The following is a 24,474-nucleotide window of genomic DNA, read 5'->3' as shown; positions in this document are numbered from 1 at the left end:
TATCGCAGGCAAGCCAGCTCCCACAGGGGATCGCGCCGGTTTCGAGTTAACGAATCACTGCATCCAAGGCGGCGGCGGTTCTTCTGTCGTCTTGGTCGGTGGCGCATCATCCGCCGCGCGAATCGCTTGCTTGCGCTCTTCATCCAACCGCGCCGCTTCAATCTCGCGAATCACACCGCCCACGTCCGCCAGCTCTTCCGGTTCGTCGAACTCGCCGGTCAATGCGCTGGCGGGGTGCAAGGTGCCGGCTTCGTACAACGCCCACATTTCCTTGGCGTACTTGGTCTTCTTCAACTCCGGGGCAAAGCGCCCGAAGTAGGAAGCCATGTTGCCCACATCCCGCTCCAGCATGTTGAACGCGTGGTTGTTGCCCGCCGCATCCACCGCTTGAGGCAGGTCGATGATCACCGGGCCGGTCGGCGTGAGCAGCACGTTGAACTCGGACAAGTCGCCGTGCACCAGACCGGTACACAGCATCAGCACGATCTGGGAAATCAGGAAGGCGTGGTATTCGCGCGCCTGGTCCGGCTCCAGCGTCACGTCATTCAGACGTGGCGCCGCATCGCCGTACTCGTCGGCCACCAGTTCCATCAACAGCACGCCTTCAAGGAAGTCGTACGGCTTGGGCACCCGAACGCCCGCGCCGGCGAGGCGGAACAGCGCCGCGACTTCGGCGTTCTGCCAGGCATCTTCGGTTTCTTTCTTGCCGAACTTGGAGCCTTTGGCCATGGCTCGGGCCTGGCGGCTGTTACGGACCTTACGGCCTTCCTGGTATTCGGACGCCTGACGAAAACTTCGTTTGTTCGCCTCCTTGTAAACCTTGGCGCAACGCAATTCGTTGCCGCAGCGCACCACATAAACAGCTGCTTCTTTACCACTCATGAGTGGGCGCAGCACTTCGTCGACCAGACCGTCTTCGATCAGGGGTTCAATGCGTTTAGGAGTCTTCATCAGCTTTTATTGTGGGTCCTTTATTACCAAACACGCGTATGGCACTCGTTATACGGCAATCGGCTCGCCTCGGGGAGAGGCTAGCGACCTTTGACACTTAAGAATGCATCCAATATGCCAATTTTTCTGCGCAATTCAGCGCTCGATAATCGCGGTCACGCCCTGCCCGCCCGCGGCGCAGATCGAAATCAGCCCACGGCCCTTGCCCGCCGCGTCCAGCAGCTTGGCCAGGTTGGCGACAATGCGCCCGCCGGTGGCTGCAAACGGGTGCCCGGCAGCCAATGAACTGCCCTTGACGTTGAGCCGGCTGCGGTCGATGGCACCCAGCGGTGCGTCCAGCCCCAGGCGGGTTTTGCAATATTCCGGGTCTTCCCAGGCTTTGAGCGTGCACAACACTTGGGCAGCGAACGCTTCGTGAATCTCGTAGTAATCAAAGTCCTGCAGCGTCAGGCCATTTCTCGCCAGCAAACGGGGCACGGCGTACACCGGCGCCATCAGCAGGCCTTCGGCGCCGTTGACAAAATCCACGGCCGCCGCTTCGCCATCGCGCAGGTACGCCAGGATCGGCAAGCCGCGCTCCCTGGCCCAGGCTTCACTGCCCAGCAGCACCAACGAGGCGCCATCGGTCAGCGGCGTGGAATTGCCGGCCGTGAGCGTGCCCTTCTCGCTGCGCTCGAACACCGGTTTGAGGCTGGCGAGTTTTTCCAGGGTCAGGTCCGGGCGCAGGTTGTTGTCGCGGGTCAGACCGAGAAAGGGCGTGAGCAAATCGTTGTGCCAGCCTTCGGCGTAGGACGCGGCCATTTTCTGATGGCTTTCAAGGGCCAACTGGTCTTGTTCGGCGCGGGGAATCTGCCAGGTCTGCGCCATCAACTCGCAGTGTTGGCCCATGGACAGCCCCGTGCGCGGTTCGCCGTTGCGCGGCAGTTCCGGCTTGAGGTGATGGGGACGAAGTTGTAACAAGACTTTTAATTTGTCCGCCATGGACTTGCTGCGGTTGGCCTGCAGCAGGATCTTGCGCAGGCCTTCATTGACACCGATCGGCGCGTCGGACGTGGTGTCGACGCCACCAGCGATCCCGCACTCTATCTGCCCCAGGGCGATCTTGTTGGCCACCAGCAACGCCGCCTCAAGCCCGGTGCCGCAGGCCTGTTGAATATCGTAGGCCGGGGTTTGCGGCGAGAGGCGCGAACCCAGCACGCATTCGCGCGTGAGGTTGAAGTCGCGGGAATGCTTGAGCACCGCACCCGCGGCCACTTCGCCAATGCGCAGGCCGTGCAGGTTGTAGCGTTCGATCAGGCCTTCCAGGGCTGCGGTCAACATCGCCTGGTTACTCGCCGTGGCATACGGGCCGTTGGACCGGGCGAAGGGGATGCGATTACCGCCAATGATCGCCACACGGCGCAATTGAGTCATGGAAAGCTCCCTAAAGGTTGTGGGTGGAATCATCCAGCCTAGCCTAGGCTGATCGAACGACTGCCGCACCGGGGTGGTCAACCCTTTGAACCCCAGTCTTCGGAGAGCGTTCCATGTCTGACCGTTATATCGACTTCGCCAACTCAAGCCTCGGCCATCGCCTGGTCGCCGCCATTGGCCTGCCGTCACCGGTACGCCTGGAACGCTGGCAGGCCGGGCGCCTGCGTCCGGTGGAAGGCGCGCTGCTGCTGGGCGGCGGCGCACTGGCGGCCAAGGTGCTGCCGTTTGCCAATAAACTCACGGACGCTATTTACAGTTACGGTGCCGCACCGCTGTCCGCGCCAGCCTGGATTCCCGGACACGGCCCCAAGCTCAAGGCCGTGGTGTTCGACGCCAGCGACCTGCAGCACACCGATCAGCTCAAGCAACTGCGCGAATTCTTTCAGCCGCTGCTGAAAAATCTCGACCACAGCGCGCACCTGGTGATTCTTGGCCGAGCGCCGGAAAGCCTCAGCGATCCGTTTGCCGCCAGTGCACAGCGTGCCCTGGAGGGTTTCAGCCGTTCGCTGGCCAAGGAACTGCGCAGCGGCGGCGTGTTGCAATTGTTGTATGTGGGCGAAGGTGCCGAGGACCAGTTGGAAGGCGCGTTGCGGTTTTTCCTGTCGCCCAAAAGCGCCTACATCTCTGGCCAGGTGATCCGCCTGCAAGCCTGCGCCACGCCGGTCGAGGATTGGACTCGCCCGTTGGCCGGGCGCAAGGCGCTGGTCACCGGTGCCGCGCGTGGGATTGGCGCCTCGATCGCCGAAACCCTGGCGCGCGATGGCGCCGAGGTGATCGTGCTTGATGTGCCGCAGGCCAAGGCCGATCTCGACGCCCTCGCTGCACGCCTGGGCGCCCGCACCGTGGTGCTGGATATTTGCGCCGAAGACGCGGCAACGCAATTAATCGAACACCTGCCGGACGGCATCGACATCGTGGTGCATAACGCCGGCATCACCCGCGACAAAACCCTGGCCAATATGACCCCGGAATACTGGGACGCGGTGCTGGCGGTCAACCTCAACGCGCCGCAGGTGCTGACCAAGGCCCTGCTCGACAGCGGCACCCTGCACGACAACGGGCGCGTGGTGCTACTGGCGTCCATCAGCGGCATCGCCGGCAACCGCGGGCAAACCAACTACGCCGCGAGCAAGGCCGGGCTGATCGGCCTGGCCCAGGCCTGGGCACCCTTGTTGAGCGAACGCGGGATCAGCATCAATGCCGTGGCGCCTGGCTTCATCGAAACCCAGATGACCGCGCACATTCCCTTCGCCCTGCGCGAAGCCGGGCGGCGCATGAGTTCACTGGGCCAGGGCGGCTTGCCGCAGGACGTGGCCGAGGCAGTGGCCTGGCTCGGCCAACCGGGTTCCGGGGCGGTCAGCGGCCAAGCGCTGCGGGTGTGTGGGCAAAGCCTGCTGGGAGCATAAGCATGGATTGGCAGACCCTAGGCACCACCCCGTTTCTGCCGCCGCTGTACTGGCGTGCAGCGCTCAAGCGCAAGATCACCGGCAGCACCTTGCCCGAACAGGGGCTGCGCTGCCGGGTAAGCGTCAATCCCAAGGCCGTGGCGGCCTATCGCAAGGTCTGCGGCTTTGCCGACAGCCCCATTCTGCCGGCCACTTACCCGCACATCCTGGCGTTCGGTTTGCAGATGCAATTGCTCACCGCAAACAACTTTCCGTTCCCTTTGCTGGGGTTGATTCACCTGAGCAACCGTATTCGCATCCATCGCCCATTGGGCGCGGTCAGCGAGCTGACGGTGGCCGTGCACGCGCAAAACCTCAAGCCGCACGCCAAGGGTGCCACCTTTGAAGTGGTCACCACCGTCGAGGACGCCCTTGGCCTGCTGTGGGAAGCCGAAAGCCAGATGCTCTGCCGGGGCGTGAAGCTCGAAGGCGAGTCGGTGAATGACGTGTTGCCCAGCCCCACGCAGGTCACCGAACTGGCTCGCTGGAAAGCTCCCGCCGATATCGGCCGCCGCTATGCCCGGGTGTCAGGCGATTACAACCCGATCCACTTGAGCGCCCTGACCGCCAAGTTATTCGGCTTTCCCCAGGCTATCGCGCATGGGCTATGGAACACGGCACGCACCCTCTCGGCACTGGGTGAACACTTGCCTGCGGCCAATATTGAAATCGTGGTCGAGTTCAAGAAACCGGTCCGCCTGCCCAGTGAAGTAACGTTGCTGGCCAGTGCGCCAGGTTCCAGCGGTGAGTTGCTGTTAACCGGCGCGGGTAACATTGAACACATGGTAGGAAAGTGGCAACCGATTGCCTGAATAACGCTGATTAATTGTATATATACACCTTAAGTTATAGCGGACCTTTAAAGGTCCGCTTTTTTATTCAAGCCTTTGTTTTATAAACGATATACCTCCCTTCTCTATACCTTTGGCATTAGTCGCTAAGCACTGTCGGGCGACCCGTATATAAATCGTTAATACCAAGTTGAGCGTTGCGAGAAAGAGTGCCCGGGTCTGTGATAACACCACGGACAAACGTATCGCTATCCCTAGAAGTAACGAGCGTTTGAAACAACCACGGTTGTACAGGTGCAAGGGAACTCAATCATGAAAACTCAAACTCAAGTAGTGCTATGGAAAGCAAGTACCGCGCTGGCCCTGATCATGGCAATGAGCCTCGGTGGCTGCAGCAGCGGTGGCGGTGGACATCACAGCAGCGTGGCCGCGTCGTCGCCTGACGCAGGCGCCGGCACAGGTACCGGAGGCGGTACAGGCGGTGGCTCCGGTGGCGGCACTGGCGGTGGAACTGGCGGCGGTACTGATGGTGGCACTGGTGGAGGCACCGGCGGCGGTACTGGTGGCGGCACAGATGGCGGCACCGGCGGTGGCACTGGTGGAGGCACTGGTGGAGGCACTGGTGGAGGCACTGGTGGAGGCACCGGCGGCGGAACTGGCGGTGGCACTGATGGCGGAACCGGCGGTGGCACTGGTGGCGGCACCGGCGGCGGAACTGGCGGTGGCACTGGTGGCGGCACCGGCGGTGGCACGGGTGGTGGTACTGGCGGCGGCACCGGCGGTGGCACTGGTGGCGGCACCGGCTCGATTACAACTCCACTGGTAACAGGCCAGATTGCTGGCACCTTGGGCACCACGGTGGGCAATGTCGGTACAGCGGTCGGTGAAATTGGCTCGACCCTGAACGGCGTTCCTATCGTCGGCGTCACCGCTGGCGGCCTGGTGACCTCCGCCGGTACTGCGGTGACCAGCATCGGCAGCGGTGTAACGACCGGTCTGGGCTCATTGGGCACTGACAGCAACTCCCTGGGCAAAACGGTTGCCGGTGTTGCCAACGGCGTTGCCGACCTGGGCACCGGTGTTTCAGGCGCTGGCAAATCCCTGGGCACCACACTGGGTGGCATCCCTGTTGTCGGCGGCCTGACCGGTGGTGTGGGCACTGCGGCGGGGGGGCTGGTGAATAACGTCGGTCAAGCGGTCACGATGCTCGGCGACACCCTCAGCACGTCCAGTACCACAGGCCCATTGGGTTCGCTGACTAACACCGTTGGCGGCAAAGTACTGGTGCCGGTGGTGTCCCTGGTGGAAAACACCACCGGCAACCTCGGCAAGGCAACGGGCCTGGGCAACCCGGTCAATGGTGTGCTGGATAAAGTTGGCGCCACGGTCACCGGCCTGGGCGGCCAGGTTGCCAGCGCCGGCGGCACCGGCAACCCGGTCACCACGATCGTCGGCGGTGCGCTGACCGGCGTCGGTGGCGTGCTCGACAAGTCGGGTGGTTATGTCGCCCCAGCCAGTGGCGCTGCGGCGCCTGGCTTGCCGGAGTTTGTCGGTGGCCTGGTGGCCAACGTGGGTAATGGTCTGAATGCCGGCAACACCAACGGCACAGTGAGTGCAGCGGGTGTAACCGGTGGCGCAGTGGGCAACACGGTCGCCTCGCTCGGCACCGTGCTGGGCGGCACCGGCGTCGCCAACACCGCCGCCACCGCACCGGTGGCTGGCTTGGCCACTAACGTCGGCGCGGCGCTCAATCCTGTGACGACCGGGGTTAGCACCTTGACGCAAAACATCGGCACCACCACAGGTGTCGGCGCTCCCGTCAACGGCCTGGTGACTCAAGTCGGCGGCGCAGTCAGCGGTATCGGCACCAACCTGACCGCTGCCAATGCCAACCCGATCACTAACGCTGTAGGCACCACCGTAACGGCCGTCGGCAACACCGTAGGCGCAGTGGGCGGCCTGGTCACCGGTGGCACCAGTGGCGCAAGTGGCAGTGGTGGCGGTCTGCTCGGTGGGCTGACTGTAGGCGCTGGCGCCAGCACTTCGGCCAATGGCAGTGCAAGCACTGGCACAAGCGGCGGTCTGGGAGGTTTGCTCAACGGCCTGACCGGCAAAAAATAGAATTGCACCTGGCCGATTAGACGGCCTCCCCTACAGCGCCTACGCTTGGTTGAGACGAGAGACCCTTATCAGTCTCTCGTCTTTTTTATGGGCTGGCGTTAACGACTGCCGCGCCCTCCCGCACCGCGTCCAAGAAACCGGCGGGCCCGAAACGCTGCTGCAGTTTGACCATGGAGTGTCCTATGCGCGTGTTGACGCCGTTGTTATTGCTAACCCTCAGTGCCTACGTCCAGGCCGAGACCCTTCCCAGCTTTCTTAACAGCAACGACACCATTCGCACCCTGCCGGTGCCCAACCTTCCCGCCGATGCCTATCGACCGGTCACACCACAAACCCAGGTGCCGCAAGCGCCTGCGACCCAGAACCAGCCGTTGCAGATGGACACCAAAGTCACCATCCGCAAGCTGCAGATCGAGGGCGGTACGATCTACCCGCTGACGGACACGGCCAAGGCCTACGCATCGCTGATTGGCCATGAGACCAACCTTGCGCAACTGATCGAAGCCACCCGCAGCATCACCCGTCGCTATCAGGACGACGGCTACCTGTTGTCCTACGCGTTCCTGCCGCAACAGTCCTTCGAAAACGGCCTGGTGCGCGTGGTATTGGTGGAGGGTTACATCAAGGATTATCAGCAAAGCGGCGACATCGGCTCGGTGTCGGCCTACGTCGATAAGCTGACAGAGAAACTGTTGGCTGAACGGCCGCTCACGCGCAAGACGTTCGAGCGCTATACCACCCTGATGGGCCGTATCCCCGGCGTAACCCTGCAAGCGCAAGTGCCACCGCCGGGCACCACGGATGGCGCCACGCACATGAAAATCGAAGCCACACGCAAGCCGTTTACTACCAGCATGAGCCTGGTCGACGAAAACCGTGGCGGCACTCAAGCCCTGCTCACCGCCACCAGCAATTCCCAGACGTCCATGGGCGAACAGCTCAACGTCAGCGGCCTGTTCCCACCGGGCGACGATAAAGAACATTACTACCGCGTGGGCTACAGCCAGTTCATCAATGCCGAGGGCAGCCAGTTGGTCTTGGGCGCCGAGCGCTACCGCGCCGACCCCAAAAGCAACATACAGCTGGACGGCGGCTTCGAACTCAAGCCGCATCAGGCGATCGATCGCTACACCATTGGCCTCAGCCATCCGCTGATTGCTTCACCCACCGAATCCTTGACCCTGGGTACACGCCTGTATGCCGTTGACCAGACCACGCGCTATCAACTGGTGGGCTACCCCAACCGATTCGACATCGAAACCAATCTGCGCGCGCTGGCGTTCGAGGCCGACTGGCGCAAAGCCGACACTCGCCAATTACGCATCCTCAGCGCCGGCCTGTACCAAGGCATCAATGGTCTGGGGGCCACTACCCGCAGCGACCTGGAAGTCACCAAGCCTGACCTGGACTTCTTCCGCCTGCGCCTGTCCGGCGTGCAAAGCGACAAGTTTTTCGATAACTGGCAAGGCGTGCTGTCGGGGGCGTTCTACTGGAGCGACGACACCCTGCCCGACAGTGAACGCGCCACCTTCGGCGGGCAGAATTTCGGCCGCGGCTATCCCGACGACCAAGCCTCGGGCGACAAGGGTTGGGGCGTGGCCTATGAGGTCAACTACAGCTTCAACCGTGCCGGCGATTGGGTAAAGGTCCTGCAACCCTACGTGGTGCTCGACCGCGCCAAAACCTGGTTCAACGAGCTGCCGGTCAAAGGTAACGACATGTCGTCGGCGGCTGTGGGACTGCGCTTTGGCGACAACAAGTACTACAACATCGCCCTTGAAGCCGCCAAGCCGATGTCGGACATCGCCCTGGACAGCTTCAACCGGCGGCCGCGGTATACGCTGAGTTTCAGCTATCAACTTTGAGTGTTTGCGGTAGCCCGCGTGTTCCTGGCCAATGGACTTGTCTTTGGCCAGTGAACTGATCTGTAGTCAGTGGCTTGTCCTTAGCCAGTGGGCTGATCTGTCGCCAGGGGCTTATCCGTGGCGAGCGGGCTTGCCCCGCGTTGGGTCGCGAAGCGGCCCTGACCCAGACGCCGCATTTTCCCAGTCAAAACCGCGTTGGCAGGTTTTGGCGCTGCTTCGCAGCGCAACGCGGGGCAAGCCCGCTCGCCACAGACAAGCACGCTCGCCACAGGCAGGCCTCTCGCCGCAGCAAGCCCGCGCCTACAGCTTGTGTTTGATCAGCGGAAACAGGCTGTTGAGGGTATCGATCAACCGCACCAGATAGATGGGTTTGCGAAACAGGTCCAGCACCTGCAGGCGCAGCATGTCGCTGACGTCATCCATTTCGGCATGGCCCGACATCACGATGACCGGCAGGTGTTGGCGATCGGTATGTTCGCGCAGGCGCCTGATCAGCGAGATCCCGCTTTCTTCAGGCATGCGCAGGTCGGTGATGACCAGCGCGATGTCAGGGTTGAGGGTCAGCTCCTGCAGCGCGAAGGTCACGGAGGTGGCGGTAAAACAAACGAAGCCCTCGTTCTCCAGCGACTCCGCCAGTTCTACGAGGGCATCTTCTTCGTCATCCACCAACAGGATCTGTTGGCGTAAAGGTCCAGATGCAGCATTCATGGGCACTACCTGGCATAGCCGATCAATAACGAGCGTACTCACAAGATGCTGCCTGCGACTTACGTCGTGGTAATGGCGCTCTGAATTTTACCGAAGAAGGTCGTGATCTGAGGCCCCAGTGTCGTGCCTGCGGCGAGTACCACCAACGCCACAATAGCCACGAGGATGAGGTATTCAATCGCCGTCGCCCCCTCTTTATTGCGCAAGAGCAGCTGAAGCTGAACATGCAGTTTCATCAACAGATCAAGGACCATCGTACTTCTCCTCTGGCGACTTAACGCCCTATCAAGGGTTTGCACAATCATTATTTACGTTGTGGTAATGGCGGTCTGGATTTTGCCAAAGAACGTCGTGATCTTCGGTCCTAGCGTAGTACCGGCTGCCAGTATCACCAACGCCACAATTGCCACGAGAATGAGGTATTCAATCGCCGTGGCGCCTTCCTTGCGATGAAAAAGCAGCTGGAGTTGAACGTGAAGTTTAATCAACAGATCAAGGATCATTTGTACTGCTCCTTTGGCGACCAGGCGCCCTATCACGGTGTCCTGCACAGTAATTGCGATGTGCCACCTGAGCATTGTCAACAAACCACGCGCTCACAACTGTAAGAACTGATTAATTACAAAGTAGAGGTCGCCTTACTGACGCCTTAAATCCGTGATTTAAAAGGCTAGTTATGGCGGGGCGAAGAAATCTTTCTGTCAGTAATGGCATTTCGTCCTAGCTGAACTACCTTCAAATAGCGAAATAGTTAGTCCGCTGTTCATAGCAGCCGGTTGCGTGATTAGCCTGTTCGGATAGACGGGCTGTGGTGCAACAGGAAAGGGAGAGCCGTCGTGAACACACGTCTGAGTATGATACTGGCCGGCGTGCTTTTGGTCGGTGCACTGTTTGCCGGTTATTGGGGATTAGTGCTCAGTCGTGAACCTGCCCCGGCGCCGCCACCGCCGCCACAGACCGCGCCGGTCGAAAAAGCCGTCGCCGTGGTGGAAGACCAGACCCGCCAGCCAGTGGTCGTACTGGCCCACGATGTACCGCCCTTTGTCGCCCTGAATGCCGCCGACCTCAGTGTAGAAAAACTGCGCACCGTGCCGGCTGGCAGCATGACCAGTGTCGACCAGGCCATTGGCCGCACGCCCTGGCGCGCATTGCAGGCCGGCACTTGGCTCAACGAAGAAAGCTTCACGCCCGGCGGGCCGCTGGCGCGCATGATCCGCCCTGACGAACGCGCCCTGGCGGTGGCCGTGGATGAAGTGATCGGCGCAGCCGGCCAATTGAGTCCCGGCGACTACGTGGACGTGTTGCTCTACCTGCGCCAGGACACCGCCAACCTCGAACAATCGGCCCAAGTAGTCGTCCCCGCCATGCGCTTGCTCAGCGTCGGCGACCAAATGGGCCTGACCAACGACGGCACTCCCGCCTCCCCGCCGGCGATGACCGCCGAAGAAAAAGCCCAACGTCGTGCACCCTCGCGCACGGTTGTGCTGGCGGTGCCCGAGCAACTGCTGAGCCGGTTGATGCTTGCCTCCCAGGCCGGCACTTTGCGCCTGGCCGTGCGCAGTGCCGACGAACGCTTGCTGAGCCAGTACTGGGCCGGCGAAAGCGACGCACCGGGCAAGCTGCAAAGTGCTAATCGCGACCTTTACCAGTTCACGCAACTGGCCTTTGCCCAAGCCCCGAAAAAAGTCGCCCAGAGCGCTCCGCACCGCACAGGTGTGGAGGTGATCCGCGGCAACCAAGCCACCCAACAAACGCCTGATTGAACAAGGATGCTGTGCATGAGCCGACGTTTCGCACCGGTGTTCACGCTGAAAATTGCCTGTGCCCTGCTGCTGTCGAACCTGTCGGTGGGCGGGGCCGTGGCCGCCACCGGCAACTGCAGTAGCTTGGGCCAATTACCCGCAGCCCTTTCGGTGGGCGAAGGACTGCAACAGGAGCTGCAATCACCGGTGGCGATCACGCGTCTGGCCATCGGCGACCCGAAAATCGCCGACGTGCACCTCAACGGCGATCGCGGCTTCCTGCTGACCGGCATCGCCTCCGGCACCACCAGCCTGATGGTCTGGACCGCCTGTTCCAACACGCCGCGCCAGAGCATGGTGTTTGTCAAAGGCAAGGCCACAGCGGCGCTGACCAGCCTGTCACTGGCGCCAGCGGACGACCCCGCGCTGCCCAGCCAAGTGCAGACCGACATCCGCTTTGTCGAGGTCAGCCGCACCAAACTCAAGGAAGCCAGCACCAAGATCCTGGGCATGGGCAAAAACTTTTTCCTCGGCAGCCCCAACCTGTTATTTCCCACGTCCAGCACCTTCAAGCTGCCGGTGAGCGCTGACCAGTTCAACATCGGCTTTGGCGGCGGGCGTGTCTCGGCGATGATCAACGCCCTGGAAAGCAGCGGCTTTGCCTACACCCTGGCACGCCCAAGCCTGGTGGCCATGAGCGGGCAAAGCGCGACCTTCCTCGCCGGTGGCGAGATCCCGATCCCGGTGCCCAGCAGCGGCAGTGACACCATCTCCATCGAGTACAAAGAGTTCGGCATTCGCCTGACCCTGACCCCCACCGTCATCGACCGCAACCGGATTTCCCTCAAGGTGGCACCGGAAGTCAGCGAGCTGGACTACACCAACGCCGTGGTCATTCAAAACATCCAGGTACCGGCGCTGACCATCCGCCGCACCGACACCAGCGTGTCCCTGGCCGATGGTGAGAGTTTCGTGATCAGCGGCCTGATCAGCAGCAACAACACCACCAACATCAGCAAGTTTCCGGGCCTGGGTGACATCCCGATCCTGGGCGCGTTCTTTCGCGATTCCTCGGTCAACCGCCAGGACAAAGAGCTGCTGATGATCGTCACGCCGCACCTGGTTCAGCCGCTGGCCGCCAACGCCCAACTGCCGTCGTTGCCTGGCGAGAACCTGCGCAACTACGACCCGAACTGGTACCGCCTGTACTTCCTGGAAAACGGCAATTTCGACCGCAACAATGGGTTATCACAATGAGCGATAGCCTGAGCCAGACCTTCCTGGCAATCACCCGCAACACCACTGACCTTGAGTGGCTGCAGGGCGCGCTGGCACCGCTTGGCCAAGTGGTCAGTGCCGGCAGCGGCACGCTGGACGAGTTACTGGCGCTGGTCGATGTGACCTTCGCCAACCTGGTGTTTATCGGCCTCGACCGCGAGCATGTGGTGGCCCAGAGCGCGCTGATCGAAGGCGCGCTGGAAGCCAAGCCGATGCTGGCCATCGTCGCCCTCGGTGACGGCATGGACAACCAGTTGGTGCTCAATGCGATGCGCGCCGGGGCGCGGGATTTTGTCGCCTACGGTTCACGCTCAAGCGAAGTGGCCGGGCTGGTGCGCCGCCTGAGCAAACGCCTGCCGCCCGTGACCACCAACACCCAACTGGGCGGCCTCACGGTGCTGTACGGCACTCAAAGCAATGCCGACGGCGCCCTGCTCGCAGGTCACTTGGCGCTGGTTGTACAAAAGAGTGGCCAGCAAACCCTGCTGCTGGACCTGGGCCTGCCACGCGGTGACAGCCTGGCGCTGCTGGGGCTGGAAAGCTCGTTCAATTTTGGCGATGCCCTGCGCCACCTGCGGCGGCTGGACGCGACCTTGATCAACAGCGCTTTCACCTCTGCCGAGGACGGCCTGCGCATCCTCGCCTACGCCCCCAACGATGAGCCGCTGGAACAGACCAGCGCCGCCGAGCTGTACATGCTGCTCAGCGCCCTGCGCCAGCACTTCCAGCACATCGTGGTCAACCTCGCCGGCCAGCAGGACAGCGAAGCGCTGCGCACCTTTGTCAGCCACTGCGACAAGCTGTTGTGGTGCACCGATCAAAGCGTGCTCGACTGCCGTCGCAACCTCGCGATACTCAACCAGTGGCGCGAAAAAGGCATGAAACTGGAGCACGCCAAGCTGCTGGTCGATCGCTATATCAAAAGTTGCGCACCCGATTCCGAGGCGCTGGGAAAGAGCTTTGGGCTGGAGGTAATTGCCGTGTTGCCACTGAGCCCTGAAGTACGCCTGAATGCAAAAAACCAGGGGCAAACCTTGTTCGCCCTGGCCCCGCGAGAACCGCTGACCCTTGGCCTGAAAACCCTGGGCGAACGCCTGGCAAAACGCTCGGAAGGCATGAAAAAACCTTCTCACAACTGGCTTGACCGCCTGCTGGGCACCGGCAAATGAACGGCGAAAAACTCTTCGGCGCCCCCGCTCGCGGCATCGGTGGCAACACCGACCACGATGGGCTCAAGCTGGTGCTGCATCGGTACATCATCGATGCCATCGAAGAGTCGGGCAAAAATCTGCTTGAAGGCTCACGCCCGCTGCTGGCGCAATTTGTCATCGACAAAGTGGCCGAATACATCAACCGCATGCACCTGGCGATCTCGCGCTATGAAATGGAGCGCCTGGCCGAAGAAATCGTCGATGAGCTGACCGGTTTCGGCCCACTGGAAGTGCTGCTGCGCGACCCGTCGGTGACGGAAATCCTGGTCAACGGCCCGCACCGGGTGTTTATCGAGCGTGACGGTGTGCTGCATCAAAGTGACCTGCGCTTTATCGACGCGCACCACGTGGAGCGCGTCATGCAGCGCATCCTCGCGCCTCTGGGCCGGCGTCTGGACGAGTCGTCGCCCATGGTGGATGCGCGCCTGCCCGATGGCAGCCGGGTCAACGCGATCATCCCGCCGATTGCCCTGGACGGGCCGTGCCTGTCGATTCGAAAGTTTCGCAAGGACATGCTCAAGAGCAGCGATTTGGTGGCCATGCAGACCATCGACCAGAACATCTTCGACTTCTTCCAGGAGGCGGTGGGCAAGCGCTGCAACATCCTGATCAGCGGCGGCACCGGCACCGGTAAAACCACGCTGCTGAATATTCTCAGTCAGCTGATCAACCCGCATGAGCGGCTCGTCACCATCGAAGACGTGGCCGAACTGCAACTGGGTCACCCTCACGTCGTGCGCCTGGAAACCCGCCCGCCGAACGCCGAGGGCCATGGTGAGGTGAAAGCCAGCGACCTGATCCGCAACGCGCTGCGGATGCGCCCCGACCGCATCATTCTGGGTGAGATTCGCGGCGTGGAAGTGCTTGATGTACTGACCGCCATGAACACCGGCCACGACGGTTCCATGAGTACCGTGCACGCCAACAACGCGGCCGATGCCTTGCTGCGCCTGGAAACTCTGGTGGGTTTGACCGGCCGGGTGGTGGCGGAGAAAACCCTGCGACAAATGATCTGTGCGGCGCTGGATGTGGTGATTCAACTGACCCGCCTGCCGGACGGCCGTCGTTGCGTCAGCGAAGTGGTCGAGGTGGTCGGCATCCGTGAAGACGTGTACGTGACCAACACCCTGTTCCGCCATGACCGGCGCACCGGCTTCGGCTTTCTGCGCGAGGCGGTCAACCCGGCCGGTGAAAAACTGCGCCGCGAACCGTTACTGCCTTGAAGGGGACGCAAGCATGACCGGGGCCATCCTGCTGCTCATCTGCCTGATTCTGATCGGCCTGTCGATTCGCTCCTTCCAGATCGGTTTGCGTCGCGCCCAGACCGAGCGCGTGCTCGGCCGCCTTGCCGAAGGCCAGCCGCAGCTCGTTGAAGAGAACGGCCAGTGGAGCGGCGTGGAGCGCATGTTCCTGCGCGCAGGCCTGGGCAAACCCAGTGACAACCTCGGCCTGTGGCTGGCGATCTGGGCGCTGGGCGCAGTCCTGGGCCTGCTGGTTGCCGGCTGGATCGGTCTGTTGGTGATGGTGGTGTTGCCGCTGCTGGTACTGCGCCTGTACATCGCCTGGCGCTATCAACGGCGGATCAAGCGCATGATCGAACAACTGCCGCAATTGCTCGACCACACCGTGCGCAGCCTCAAGGCCGGGCGTACACTGGCCGACGCGGTGCTGGGCGGCATCGAGATTACCGAAGACCCGCTGCAACACGCCATGGGCCGTATCCGGCGCAACGTGCAGCTGGGCGTGAGCCTGCCGGAATCTGCCCACGACTTTGCCGAATTTTACGAGCGCGATGAGTTTCGCCTGTTCGCGCTGGGTTTGAAGGTCAACCACCGCTATGGCGGCAACGCCAGCGAGCTGTTGGAAAACCTGATCAAGATGATCCGCGAACGTGAGCAAGCCGCCCGCCAGCTGCGCGCCTTGACCGGCGAAACGCGCGTCACGGCCTATGTGCTCACCGCCCTGCCGATCTCGATGATCGGCTACTTCCTGGCGGTGAACCCCGCGTACCTGATGACCATGTGGAATGACGGCACCGGGCGCATTCTGTTGTTCGTGGCGCTGGTGATGCAGTTGTTGGGCTGCTTCACCCTGTGGCGCATGTTGCGGAGCGTATGAGATGGCGATTGCACTGCTGATCAGCGCTGTACTGTTTATTGCCGCCCTAGGGCTGGTGCTGGCCAACCTGATAAAACACCGGCGCGGCCAGCGCCTGGTTGCCCAACGGTTGCAGGGCCAGATGGCGCGCGAACACAGGTTCGGCACACTGATGCGCCAGCTGGGCAGCAGCCCGCTCGCGCAACGCTCGGTGAGCCTGGACAACGAAACCCAGATCCTGCTCAACCGTGTCGGTTGGCGCAAAGCCAACCAGCGCTCGATGTTCGCCGCCTTCCAGGTCGGTACGCCGTTGCTGCTGTTGATCATGACCCTGGTGGTTCAGCAAGTGATGTACCCCGCGACCGGCTCGCCGTGGCTGGCGCCGTTGCTGGCCCTGGGCATCGGTTATCTGTTGCCCAAGCGCATCCTGGCCAGGGCCGCCAAGGCGCGCCAGCAGCGCATCTCCCGCGAGGTATCGACCTTCATTCCGCTGCTGCGCATTCTGTTCGAATCCGGCATGGCGGTTGAGCAAGCGCTGCGCGTGCTGAGCATTGAAGCGCAACGCCTGTTGCCGGCGCTGACCCATGAGTTGCGCTTGATCCTGACACGGGTCGACTCGGGCCTTGAGCTGAGCGAGGAGCTGGGCAAGACCGCTCGGCTGCTGGCCGTGGATGAATTCACCGACACCTGCACCATCCTCCAGCAGCTGGTTCAGCAAGGCGGCGGCGCGATGAAATCGCTGCTGTCGCTCAAGCAATTGCTCGACGACCGACGCCTCACGCGGATCCAGGAATTCGTCTCGAAGATGTCGGCAAAAATGTCCGTGGTGATGATGGTGTTTTTGTTTCCCGCCTTGCTGATCGTGCTCGGGGGACCCGCCTTTATCGGCATCACCCGGGCCTTGAGTAACTTATGAGGAGCGCCCGATGAAAGCCTTGATAGCCGGTTTGAGCCTGTTGCTGCTAAGTGGCTGCGCCACCAATGGCCAAACCCCGTGGGGCGCGTTTACCGGCACCGGCAGTTGCCCCAAGCCCAGTTCCGATCAGGAGCTGTCGCTGAACCTGGCCGATGAAATGGCCGGCGACGGCAAGCTGCACGCCAGCCTCGCCAACCTGCAAGGCTTGCCGGCCAATCTGCCCCAGGTGCGCCTGCGCCAGGCCAAGGCCTATCGCCTGCTCGGGCGCAGCGAAGCCGAGCCGTTGTACCGCAGCCTGATCGGCACCTGCATGGCCGCCGAAGGCGAACACGGCCTGGGGCAGGTCGCCTCGGCCAAGGGTGATAACGGGCAAGCGATGGCCCACTTGCAACGCGCCGCTCGGCTGGCGCCCACCGACGAAAAAATCCGCAACGACCTGGGCGTGGTGTACCTCAACCAACTGCGCCTGGAAGACGCGCGCTTTGAATTCATGACCGCCATGGAACTCAAGCAGAGCGACCCGCTGGCGGCGGTCAACCTGGTGACGCTGTTGATTTATCAGGACAACTGGAAGCAGGCCGCGCAACTGGTCAGCCAGATGGGCCTGAGCCCCGAGCAAGTCACTGAAGCCCAGGCCCGCGCCGAGAAACTCAAAGGCTCAAGCACACCCGTCGCCAAAGCCAAAGATCAAGTCGCCGCTGTCAGTGATGCCGCAAGCACCCCGAGGAATTGATGATGAAAACACCTTATCTCGCCAGCCTGGCCATGCTCGTGTTGCCCTTCAGCGCCATGGCCATCGAGCCCGGCCCCTCGTCGCCCCAGCAGGCCTTGACCGAGCAATGGCTGACGCTGCAGGTCACGGGCAGCGCCGCGTCGCAAACACCTCAGAAGGCCTCGGCGGCCGAACGTGACAAGGCGCACCAGCGCTTGCTGGACAGCTACAAGTATCCGATTCCGGAGTATTTCGAGCAGAAGGTAGGGGGAAAACCGGAGGCAGCAATTGATCTATCACTGACACACAGCAGTTCTAATGTGGGAGCGGGCTTGCTCGCGAATGCGGTGTATCAGCCAACCTATGGGTGACTGGCACACTGCATTCGCGAGCAAGCCCGCTCCCACATTTTTGACTGCATCCAACCAGGCCGATCAGTGCGCCGTCACTCGCTGGCGCAGCGATGAATTATTTGGCGATAACGCCAATGCCAATTGCGTGCGGTTGTGCATGTGCGTCAGGCGCAGCACTTGGGACACGTACAGCTTCACCGTATTTTCAGTGATGCCCAACTCACAGGCGATCTGATAGTTGGTCTGCCCCTTGCCCACCAGCCGTGCGACATCCAATTGGCGTGGCGACAACTGGTTGAAGATCGCCGGGATTTCCACTGGCCCGGCATCCTCGGCCGAAGCCTCGTCGCTTTCCCGTCCAGGCCCACTGCTGCGCACTTTATCGAGGTCCTGATACAGGTCGTTGATGGACTCGGAAAGAAACTGCAATTTTTGATTCAAGTTACCCAGTTGCAGGTCCTTTTTGCGCTCTTGCAGCGCGGCGTCCTGGCGCTGCAAGCCTTCGAGCAACTCGTGCAGGTTGATGGGCTTCTGGTAGTAGTCCGCGATGCCGGCACGCAGGGCCTTGATCACGTCCTGCTTGTCGGCGCGACCGGTCAACATAATGGCTTCGAACGCGCGCTGCTTACCGGCGATTTTTTGCAGGGCCTGCACCAACTCGATCCCATCCATTTCCGGCATATGCAGGTCGCACAGCACCAGGCCGATCTCGGCATCTTCGCTGAAACGCTTCAGAGCCTGTTGGCTGGATTCACAGGGGACGCAGCGGTAACCGCTGCTTTCAAGAAATTCACAGAGTTCTTCCACGATCAGCGGCTGATCGTCGACAACGAGCACTTTTACCGCAGAGGTAAGCTTGTTCACGCGCTACTCCATGCATTTCAAGCCAAAAGATTGACCATCCCTTTACGACACATATCCGGTACATCTCCTCATTAAACGTAGACGCACTTTCTGACTATGTACATAGCGTTAATACCCGCTGACGACTAATGGATCCAAAACCACGCAACGGCAAAACCCACCAGTAAAAACGGGGCGAATGGCTGCTTTTTTGACGCACCGGGCGCGAGATAACCCATATGCTTTTTAAGATATTGATTCATATGCGGCCAAAGCGTTGGCGCAATGATCAGCCAGAGCAAATTGGCGACTGCCGCCCCTACAAACGACCACAGCAAGTACTCCGCATCCGACACCAGCGCCAACGCTGCGAGCAGCTTCACGTCGCCCGCCCCCAGACGACCGAAGGCGTAGCCAGGCAAGGTCAGCAGCAGCGCCAGAAAAAACGCCAACAGCCCCTGCCCGGTCGACGCCCCCAGCCAGGTGGTGCCCGTCCAGAGCAGATAGATCAACGCCAACAAGGCAACGCCCAGCGTCAGACGATTGGCGAGCAACCGCTGCCGAGCATCCTGCACTGCACACAGCACCAACCACACCATCACCACTGCGCCATGGATCACGTAAAAAACATCCCTTTTTGCCGATTGATTCTATGCTGATATCAAGTAGTAGCCGTCAGGGTAGACGCGGTGATGAAAACAAGCCTCCCGGATAAGCAAAAAGGCGCGGCAGCAATCGAATTCATTGCTGTGTTCGTGATTTTTTTCGCCGTGTTCTACGGCATGGTCAGCTATAGCCTGCCGCTGCTGTTGTTGCAGTCGTTCAACCAGGCGACGGCAGAAGCCGTGCGTCTGAGCGTGGCGCTGGACCCCAACATGCAGGGCTACGCCGCCGCCGTGCAAAGCACCGCCAAAACCGCAGTCGCCAACCGTTTGCTGTGGATCCCGCCCGCCTACAAATTCGACGCTGCCACGCAAGTCACCACCACCTTCAACAGCGGCTTGTTGTTAGTGAAGATCAACTACCCCACGGCCAATCTGCAGGCGGTAATGCCCTTTATTGTCCTGCCCGGCATCGGCACCGTACCGCAGCTGCCGACGACGCTGCAGGCCACCTCGAGCCTGCAGTTTTGACCTCGGGGGAAAAACTCTTCGGGCGCCTGCTCGGCCGAAGCAGCGCGTTGGCCCTGGACACGCCTGCGTCGCCTGTCGCCGGGCTGCACCTGTGGTTGGACGCGCACGGCCGCGTGCTCGAAATCAGCGGTGCACTGCGCTCACACCTGGCGCAATACACTGACTCACCGCCCCTCCAGGACCTGCTGTGTGCCCACAGCGCGATGGCGGTTGAAGGCGTGCCTGCCGATTGGCAGCGCCATAGCCTCGACCTGGATTTCCGTGGCGCCGCCGGGCTTGTGCTGCACACGCGAGGCACGATTGAAGCCCAGGATAACGGCTGGCTGCTGCATGCCGTGGACATCGGCGATTTGCTCAACGGCCGGCACCTGGCCGAGCAGCGCGAACAGGATCAGCAATTGGCCAGCCTTGTGAGTGAACACCTGCGTGTGTGCAGCCTCAGCCGGCTGCCCGACGTGTTCAACGAACAGTTGGCCAGCGTCGCGCAGCGCTGGCGCATCCCGTGTGTGGCCCTCGCGCTGCTCGATCAGGAGGACCAGGACTGGGTGATCTACAGCCAGTACGCCAACCATGATGCGCCGCTGTTCTGGCACAACGGGCAGCGCCTCGGCACCTGCCTGGACAGCCTCAACGGCACTGCTCCACTGAGTTTGCAGGCGCCTTATGGACGCGGAGAACACCCGCGTTTGCACAGCGTATTCGGCAATGCCGACGGGTTTCTGGTGCCGTATCGCGATGGCCAGGGCGTGGCCGCGTGGTTGCTGTGCGGGGCCTACAACGGCCAGCTGCACATGCGCGACCGCGACTGGCTGAACCTCGCCGCCGCCATCGCCGCGCCGCTGCTCAGCCGCCTGCGCGAGCAACGCCACCACCAACAATTGGAGCGCCTCGAAGCCCTGCAAGGCCTGTTGGGCACCGGGTGGTTCGAGTTGCTGCCCGCCAGCGCCGAGATCCAACTTGCGCCGCAATTGATGCGCAACATCGACTCAGAGCAAGCCGCGACCCGGCAAGCCCTCGACACCTGGCTGGCGCTCATCCACCCCGCCGACCGAGAGGAACTGCACAGCCGCCTGCGCGACCTGCAAGCCCTGGGCAAGCCTTTGCTCGCCAGCGTACGCCTCAACCGTGGCGACAGCGCCCAACCGCCGACCTGGTATCGGTTGCAGGGCCAAGTGCTGGGCGTGGGTGAGCAACGCCGCTGGGTCGGGTTCATGCTCGACATCAGCGACATCAAGAACCAGCAGGTGCACGCCGACGCCGCCCATGCTCGCCTGGATAACCTGATTGCCAGCTCACCGGCGGTGATCTACGTGCAACGCTACGTGAACGGCGCGCTGCTGCCGGTGTTTTTCAGTGACAGCCTGCTGCCGTTGCTGGGCCGTACCCTCGCCGAGTGCAGCCACGACAGCCTGGTGCAGTGGGTGCATCCCGACGACCGCGACCTGTACTTCCAGCGCACGCGCCAACTGCTGCGCGAAGGCAGCGTACGCAGTCGTTACCGTGTGCAGGACAAACAGGGCAATTACCACTGGCTGCTCGACGAAGCCAAATTGCTGCGCGACGACCTGGGCCTGCCGGTGGAAGCGATTGGCCTGTGGCTGGACGTCACCGACGCGACCGTGGCTGCGCAACAGGTCAAAGCGAGCGAGGAGCGTTACCGAATTCTGGTGGAAGACTCCCCGGCGATGATCTGCCGCTACCGCCCGGACCTGACCCTGACCTTCGGCAACACGCCATTGGCCAACTACCTCGAATGCCGTCCCGCACAATTGCGCGGGCTGAACCTGGGCGACTGGCTCTCAGCCGAACAGCGCGAGGCGTTTGTGCAGCGCATCCGGCAGTTGACTCCGGAGTTCCCGGTCAGCACCGCCGAAATCAGCCTGCAACTGCCTGGGCGCGAACACGCCTGGTGGGTCTGGTCGGACCGCGGCGTGTTCGATGAGCACGGCGCCCTGGTCGAGGTGCAGGCCGTGGGCCGCGACAACACCGAAGTGCGTCGCTCGCAGCAGCAACTGACGCAAAGCGCAAAAATGGCCACCCTCGGCGAAATGGCCACGGGCCTTGCCCATGAGATCAACCAGCCGCTGAACGTGATGCGCATGGCCATCGTCAATGTGCTCAAGCGCCTGGGCAGTGGCAACGTGCAGGTCGACTACCTCACCGAAAAACTCCAGCGCATCGACGCCCAGGTTCAACGCGCAGCCCGGGTGGTGGACCATATGCGCGTGTTCGGCCGCCGCTCGGAAGTCGAGCAACAACCGTTCGACCCGGCGCAGGCAGTTGAGGGCACGCTGTCGTTGCTCAGCGAAGGCCTGCGCGGCAAAGGCGTGGAAGTCCGCCTGACCCAGGCGGACGTTCCCGTACAGGTCAAAGGTTACGTCGACCAGCTTGAACAGGTGCTGATCAACCTGATGGTCAACGCCCGCGATGCCCTGCTGGGCCAGCGCGAAAAAAACCCTGAGTTGCGCCCGTGGATCGCCGTGCACACCGAACACGATAGCCGTCACGTGCGCATCTGGGTCGAGGACAATGGCGGGGGCATTGACCCACGCTTGCTGGAGCGGATCTTCGAACCGTTCTTCACCACCAAGCCCATTGGCGTGGGCACCGGGCTGGGCCTGTCGGTGAGCTACGGCATCGTCGAGAACATGGGCGGACGCCTCAGCGTCAGCAATGGCGAACAGGGCGCACGGTTTTGTGTGGAACTGCCCAGGGCCACCGACGCTTAGATCACCAGGTAGGCCTCACCGGTCTGGCCGCAGGTGAGGTTGGCGCCCACGTTCACATTCGTCAGGCTGATGCCCAACATGTTCAACAGGTTGTTGAGGATCGGGTTGAGCAGCGGGCCCAGCAGGCTATCCACCACCGGGGTGACGATGGCGCTGACGCCACCGAGCAGCGACACGACGCTTGCCGCCAGTGCGCCCAGCGGGTTACTGCCGACCGGCTGGTACGCCGTAATGCCTACGCCATTAAGCGTGGTCGACAGGCTGCTGACCACATTGGTCGCCGGCGCGGCCGCCTGATAGGTCGGGGTGAGGCCCACGTTAGGCGGCGTGGCGAATGGCGCAGTACTGGAGAACACCAGCGTCTGATTGCTCGCCGCAATCGGGCTTAGTACCTTGATCGCGACGCCACCGGCGGCGAACGGTACACGCGTCCCGCAGGTGCCGACTCCGAGGATTTCATGGCAGGTCTTGGTGCCGATGTCGATCAGTGCCAAAGGCGCCACGGTCATCGGTAACGTGCTGGAAAACGCATTGGTGATGGCGCCCACATTCAGCGACGCCTGCGAGGTGGTGGTGTAAGCCGTCAGGCTCTTGGTGCCAGCGCTGCCTGTCGGGCAACTGTAGGCGGTGACATAGCTGCTGGCGCCGCCGGCATCCAGCACGATATTGAGCGGCAAGTTGCCCGGCAACGCCAGCAGGTCCAGTTGTTGGCAGCCGGCCCCAAGCAAACACAGCGCCGAGTTGATCGTGCTCACCAGGTTCAGGCTCAACAGGCTGTTGACCACCGGCGTCAGCGGCCCCACCAGGTTATTCACGGCCGTGGTGAGCCCCGACAAACTGCTCAGCACCGGCAGGCTGACCGTCACCTCGGTGCGCACCTGGGCGGTACGCACATAAATCGCATTCGGCCCCTGGGGATTGGCCGCGGCCAGCGCCGGGTCACCCATCGCCGAGAGTTGCGGCGGCTCGATCACTTTGACCTGGGTGGTGATGTTGGCCAGCCCCAGCAGGCTGACGGGCAAGATCGCGGCAGCCGCACTCTGGCTGTTGGACAACTGCACCACGCCCTGAATCAGCTGGAACACCTGCAGGTTGGCATTCAGCGCGGCGGCGGTGATGCCCGTCTGCAACTGCAGGATCTGCCCGAGGGTCAGCGGGGCCTGGTTGATGGCGGCGATTTTCAAGCTGCCCAGGGCCGTCAATACATCCGCCGTCGCGCCGTTGGCGGTGAGCACCGTGATCGCGGCCTGGATCAATTGCGAGGCGGTGACGTTGGTGTTGAGCAGTTGGGTGTAGTTACCTGCGGTCACGCCCAGGTTGATCGCCAGTTGGTCGAGGTAACTGAGCAGGCTGATATTGGTGTTGAGCAAGCCATTCCAGCCGGCGAGCGTCAGGTTGAGGTTGCCGCCGAGCAAGCCGCTGAACAAGGGGTTCAACAGGCTTGCGCTGGCGCTATTGACGCTGGCCAACGTGCTGTTGATGGTCAGTTGGGCCAGGGATGGCGTGGGCTTGGCCGCCACCGCCGTGGCCGACAAGACCGTGTTGAGGCTGACCGGGTTGCCGGAAAACAGTGCCCACACGCCGCCGGCCACGCTGGTCGTGACGGTTTTGCTGGCCACTACCTGGATCGCTGACGCCAACGCGGGGTTTGCGCTGAACGTGCGCTGGCCCGAGGCGCCAGTGGTGACGGAGCCACAGCTGGTCACCAGGGTGTTGCCGTTGCCCACCACGAAATAATTGCGCGCCACGCTTTGCCCGGCGTAGGCCGCCGCACTCAACCCCGCCAGGCAGGTGCCGTTGCGGCTGACGGCTTCCAGCGCTGCGGTGTCCGCCACGCCTTGCAACTTGCGCTTTTCCAGGTACAAACGGCCGCTGTCTATCACCAGCAGGGTAAACGCCAACACCACCGCCAATACGCCGGCGGCCATCAAGCCAATGGCGCCGCGCTGCTTGCCATGAAATCGGGGAGACATCGAGCACTCCTGTGCCGGCGAGTCGCCGAGCGCTTACTCTCCTGGGGTGTCTTTGAGTGTAGACAAGGGCTGAGGGCTGCGCTGACTCAAGGCTGCAGGAGATCCGATGTGGGAGCGGGCTTGCCCGCGATAG

Annotated in this window: 21 protein-coding genes and 1 pseudogene; 14 read left to right on the top strand and 8 right to left on the bottom strand. The window is 62.1% G+C overall.

The window, feature by feature from the left end; all coding sequences use genetic code 11:
* Nucleotides 1-54: 54 nt before the first annotated feature.
* The gene (locus tag AB5I78_RS03745; protein WP_369301501.1) at nucleotides 55-951 is read right to left on the bottom strand and encodes a PA4780 family RIO1-like protein kinase; all 897 of its coding nucleotides are present in this window, start codon (nucleotides 949-951) and stop codon (nucleotides 55-57) included.
* Between the two features lie 135 nt (nucleotides 952-1,086).
* Nucleotides 1,087-2,364, bottom strand: a complete 1,278-nt coding sequence (locus tag AB5I78_RS03740) for an acetyl-CoA C-acetyltransferase (protein WP_145160356.1) — start codon at nucleotides 2,362-2,364, stop codon at nucleotides 1,087-1,089.
* Nucleotides 2,365-2,477: 113 nt separating this feature from the next.
* Here AB5I78_RS03740 and AB5I78_RS03735 point away from each other — a divergent pair, with 113 nt between their 5' ends.
* The 4 genes from AB5I78_RS03735 (at nucleotide 2,478) to AB5I78_RS03720 (ending at nucleotide 8,646) form a co-directional block, all read left to right on the top strand.
* On the top strand, nucleotides 2,478-3,830 hold the full coding sequence (locus tag AB5I78_RS03735) for a 3-oxoacyl-ACP reductase (protein ID WP_262208970.1): 1,353 nt from the start codon (nucleotides 2,478-2,480) through the stop codon (nucleotides 3,828-3,830).
* A 2-nt stretch (nucleotides 3,831-3,832) separates the two neighbouring features.
* A complete protein-coding gene (locus AB5I78_RS03730) occupies nucleotides 3,833-4,681 on the top strand; it encodes a MaoC family dehydratase (RefSeq protein WP_369301502.1) in 849 nt (282 codons plus the stop codon).
* Between the two features lie 291 nt (nucleotides 4,682-4,972).
* The gene (locus tag AB5I78_RS03725) at nucleotides 4,973-6,781 is read left to right on the top strand and encodes a collagen-like triple helix repeat-containing protein (protein WP_370004334.1); all 1,809 of its coding nucleotides are present in this window, start codon (nucleotides 4,973-4,975) and stop codon (nucleotides 6,779-6,781) included.
* 182 nt (nucleotides 6,782-6,963) lie between these two features.
* On the top strand, nucleotides 6,964-8,646 hold the full coding sequence (locus AB5I78_RS03720; RefSeq protein WP_369301506.1) for a ShlB/FhaC/HecB family hemolysin secretion/activation protein: 1,683 nt from the start codon (nucleotides 6,964-6,966) through the stop codon (nucleotides 8,644-8,646).
* Between the two features lie 300 nt (nucleotides 8,647-8,946).
* Here the strand turns inward: AB5I78_RS03720 and AB5I78_RS03715 are convergent, their stop codons facing one another.
* From AB5I78_RS03715 to AB5I78_RS03705, 3 genes are read right to left on the bottom strand one after another with little or no spacing between them, the layout of a single operon-like run.
* The gene (locus AB5I78_RS03715) at nucleotides 8,947-9,354 is read right to left on the bottom strand and encodes a response regulator (protein WP_369301507.1); all 408 of its coding nucleotides are present in this window, start codon (nucleotides 9,352-9,354) and stop codon (nucleotides 8,947-8,949) included.
* Nucleotides 9,355-9,413: 59 nt separating this feature from the next.
* A complete protein-coding gene (locus AB5I78_RS03710; protein ID WP_145160347.1) occupies nucleotides 9,414-9,608 on the bottom strand; it encodes a Flp family type IVb pilin in 195 nt (64 codons plus the stop codon).
* Between the two features lie 54 nt (nucleotides 9,609-9,662).
* Nucleotides 9,663-9,857: a Flp family type IVb pilin gene (locus tag AB5I78_RS03705; RefSeq protein ID WP_119737765.1), complete on the bottom strand. Its 195-nt coding sequence runs from the start codon at nucleotides 9,855-9,857 to the stop codon at nucleotides 9,663-9,665.
* Between the two features lie 333 nt (nucleotides 9,858-10,190).
* On the opposite strand from AB5I78_RS03705, the gene cpaB reads away from it, so the two are divergent.
* The 8 genes and pseudogenes from cpaB to AB5I78_RS03665 all read left to right on the top strand — a co-directional run.
* Nucleotides 10,191-11,117 (top strand): Flp pilus assembly protein CpaB, encoded by a 927-nt coding sequence (cpaB, locus tag AB5I78_RS03700; protein WP_106577724.1) that lies wholly within the window; start codon nucleotides 10,191-10,193, stop codon nucleotides 11,115-11,117.
* 15 nt (nucleotides 11,118-11,132) lie between these two features.
* Complete coding sequence (locus tag AB5I78_RS03695) at nucleotides 11,133-12,353, top strand: type II and III secretion system protein family protein (RefSeq protein WP_145160345.1); 1,221 nt, start codon at nucleotides 11,133-11,135, stop codon at nucleotides 12,351-12,353.
* Nucleotides 12,350-13,543 (top strand): pilus assembly protein, encoded by a 1,194-nt coding sequence (locus AB5I78_RS03690; RefSeq protein ID WP_145160343.1) that lies wholly within the window; start codon nucleotides 12,350-12,352, stop codon nucleotides 13,541-13,543. Before AB5I78_RS03695 ends, AB5I78_RS03690 begins: the two co-directional genes overlap by 4 nt.
* On the top strand, nucleotides 13,540-14,808 hold the full coding sequence (locus AB5I78_RS03685; RefSeq protein ID WP_145160341.1) for a CpaF family protein: 1,269 nt from the start codon (nucleotides 13,540-13,542) through the stop codon (nucleotides 14,806-14,808). Before AB5I78_RS03690 ends, AB5I78_RS03685 begins: the two co-directional genes overlap by 4 nt.
* A gap of 13 nt (nucleotides 14,809-14,821) precedes the next feature.
* Nucleotides 14,822-15,703: a type II secretion system F family protein gene (locus AB5I78_RS03680; RefSeq protein WP_369301509.1), complete on the top strand. Its 882-nt coding sequence runs from the start codon at nucleotides 14,822-14,824 to the stop codon at nucleotides 15,701-15,703.
* Between the two features lies 1 nt (nucleotide 15,704).
* Entirely contained in the window at nucleotides 15,705-16,598 is an 894-nt protein-coding gene (locus tag AB5I78_RS03675; protein WP_145160337.1) for a type II secretion system F family protein, read from the top strand.
* A 10-nt stretch (nucleotides 16,599-16,608) separates the two neighbouring features.
* Complete coding sequence (locus tag AB5I78_RS03670; RefSeq protein WP_369301510.1) at nucleotides 16,609-17,331, top strand: tetratricopeptide repeat protein; 723 nt, start codon at nucleotides 16,609-16,611, stop codon at nucleotides 17,329-17,331.
* A gap of 2 nt (nucleotides 17,332-17,333) precedes the next feature.
* A pseudogene (locus tag AB5I78_RS03665) lies at nucleotides 17,334-17,582 on the top strand (DUF3613 domain-containing protein); the annotation flags it as partial.
* Nucleotides 17,583-17,744: 162 nt separating this feature from the next.
* Here AB5I78_RS03665 and AB5I78_RS03660 read toward each other — a convergent pair.
* Nucleotides 17,745-18,527, bottom strand: a complete 783-nt coding sequence (locus AB5I78_RS03660) for a response regulator transcription factor (RefSeq protein ID WP_369301512.1) — start codon at nucleotides 18,525-18,527, stop codon at nucleotides 17,745-17,747.
* 125 nt (nucleotides 18,528-18,652) lie between these two features.
* A complete protein-coding gene (locus AB5I78_RS03655; RefSeq protein ID WP_369301513.1) occupies nucleotides 18,653-19,105 on the bottom strand; it encodes a prepilin peptidase in 453 nt (150 codons plus the stop codon).
* A gap of 93 nt (nucleotides 19,106-19,198) precedes the next feature.
* Between AB5I78_RS03655 and AB5I78_RS03650 the strand changes: the two genes are divergently transcribed.
* Nucleotides 19,199-19,639 (top strand): TadE/TadG family type IV pilus assembly protein, encoded by a 441-nt coding sequence (locus tag AB5I78_RS03650; RefSeq protein WP_145160327.1) that lies wholly within the window; start codon nucleotides 19,199-19,201, stop codon nucleotides 19,637-19,639.
* Complete coding sequence (locus tag AB5I78_RS03645) at nucleotides 19,636-22,368, top strand: ATP-binding protein (RefSeq protein ID WP_369301514.1); 2,733 nt, start codon at nucleotides 19,636-19,638, stop codon at nucleotides 22,366-22,368. The genes AB5I78_RS03650 and AB5I78_RS03645 overlap by 4 nt, the downstream gene beginning before the upstream one ends.
* Here the strand turns inward: AB5I78_RS03645 and AB5I78_RS03640 are convergent.
* A complete protein-coding gene (locus AB5I78_RS03640) occupies nucleotides 22,365-24,341 on the bottom strand; it encodes a pilus assembly protein TadG-related protein (protein WP_369301515.1) in 1,977 nt (658 codons plus the stop codon). The two genes, AB5I78_RS03645 and AB5I78_RS03640, sit on opposite strands and share 4 nt — an antisense overlap.
* Nucleotides 24,342-24,474 lie beyond the last annotated feature (133 nt).

Origin of the sequence: Pseudomonas sp. N2-3-1-14 (assembly GCF_041228395.1) — a bacterium.
Lineage (GTDB): Bacteria > Pseudomonadota > Gammaproteobacteria > Pseudomonadales > Pseudomonadaceae > Aquipseudomonas.
This window is presented reverse-complemented; position numbering and strand designations above follow the sequence as displayed.

Bases quoted from the DNA above. Each gene is read 5' to 3' on its own strand.
- AB5I78_RS03655 (WP_369301513.1), bottom strand. From the start codon at position 19,105: ATGGTGTGGTTGGTGCTGTGTGCAGTGCAGGATGCTCGGCAGCGGTTG.
- AB5I78_RS03740 (WP_145160356.1), bottom strand. From the start codon at position 2,364: ATGACTCAATTGCGCCGTGTGGCGATCATTGGCGGTAATCGCATCCCC.
- AB5I78_RS03720 (WP_369301506.1), top strand. From the start codon at position 6,964: ATGCGCGTGTTGACGCCGTTGTTATTGCTAACCCTCAGTGCCTACGTC.
- AB5I78_RS03690 (WP_145160343.1), top strand. From the start codon at position 12,350: ATGAGCGATAGCCTGAGCCAGACCTTCCTGGCAATCACCCGCAACACC.
- AB5I78_RS03725 (WP_370004334.1), top strand. From the start codon at position 4,973: ATGAAAACTCAAACTCAAGTAGTGCTATGGAAAGCAAGTACCGCGCTG.
- AB5I78_RS03670 (WP_369301510.1), top strand. From the start codon at position 16,609: ATGAAAGCCTTGATAGCCGGTTTGAGCCTGTTGCTGCTAAGTGGCTGC.
- AB5I78_RS03705 (WP_119737765.1), bottom strand. From the start codon at position 9,857: ATGATCCTTGATCTGTTGATTAAACTTCACGTTCAACTCCAGCTGCTT.
- AB5I78_RS03735 (WP_262208970.1), top strand. From the start codon at position 2,478: ATGTCTGACCGTTATATCGACTTCGCCAACTCAAGCCTCGGCCATCGC.
- AB5I78_RS03640 (WP_369301515.1), bottom strand. From the start codon at position 24,341: ATGTCTCCCCGATTTCATGGCAAGCAGCGCGGCGCCATTGGCTTGATG.
- AB5I78_RS03685 (WP_145160341.1), top strand. From the start codon at position 13,540: ATGAACGGCGAAAAACTCTTCGGCGCCCCCGCTCGCGGCATCGGTGGC.
- AB5I78_RS03730 (WP_369301502.1), top strand. From the start codon at position 3,833: ATGGATTGGCAGACCCTAGGCACCACCCCGTTTCTGCCGCCGCTGTAC.
- AB5I78_RS03715 (WP_369301507.1), bottom strand. From the start codon at position 9,354: ATGAATGCTGCATCTGGACCTTTACGCCAACAGATCCTGTTGGTGGAT.
- AB5I78_RS03650 (WP_145160327.1), top strand. From the start codon at position 19,199: ATGAAAACAAGCCTCCCGGATAAGCAAAAAGGCGCGGCAGCAATCGAA.
- AB5I78_RS03710 (WP_145160347.1), bottom strand. From the start codon at position 9,608: ATGGTCCTTGATCTGTTGATGAAACTGCATGTTCAGCTTCAGCTGCTC.
- AB5I78_RS03675 (WP_145160337.1), top strand. From the start codon at position 15,705: ATGGCGATTGCACTGCTGATCAGCGCTGTACTGTTTATTGCCGCCCTA.
- AB5I78_RS03695 (WP_145160345.1), top strand. From the start codon at position 11,133: ATGAGCCGACGTTTCGCACCGGTGTTCACGCTGAAAATTGCCTGTGCC.
- AB5I78_RS03745 (WP_369301501.1), bottom strand. From the start codon at position 951: ATGAAGACTCCTAAACGCATTGAACCCCTGATCGAAGACGGTCTGGTC.
- AB5I78_RS03680 (WP_369301509.1), top strand. From the start codon at position 14,822: ATGACCGGGGCCATCCTGCTGCTCATCTGCCTGATTCTGATCGGCCTG.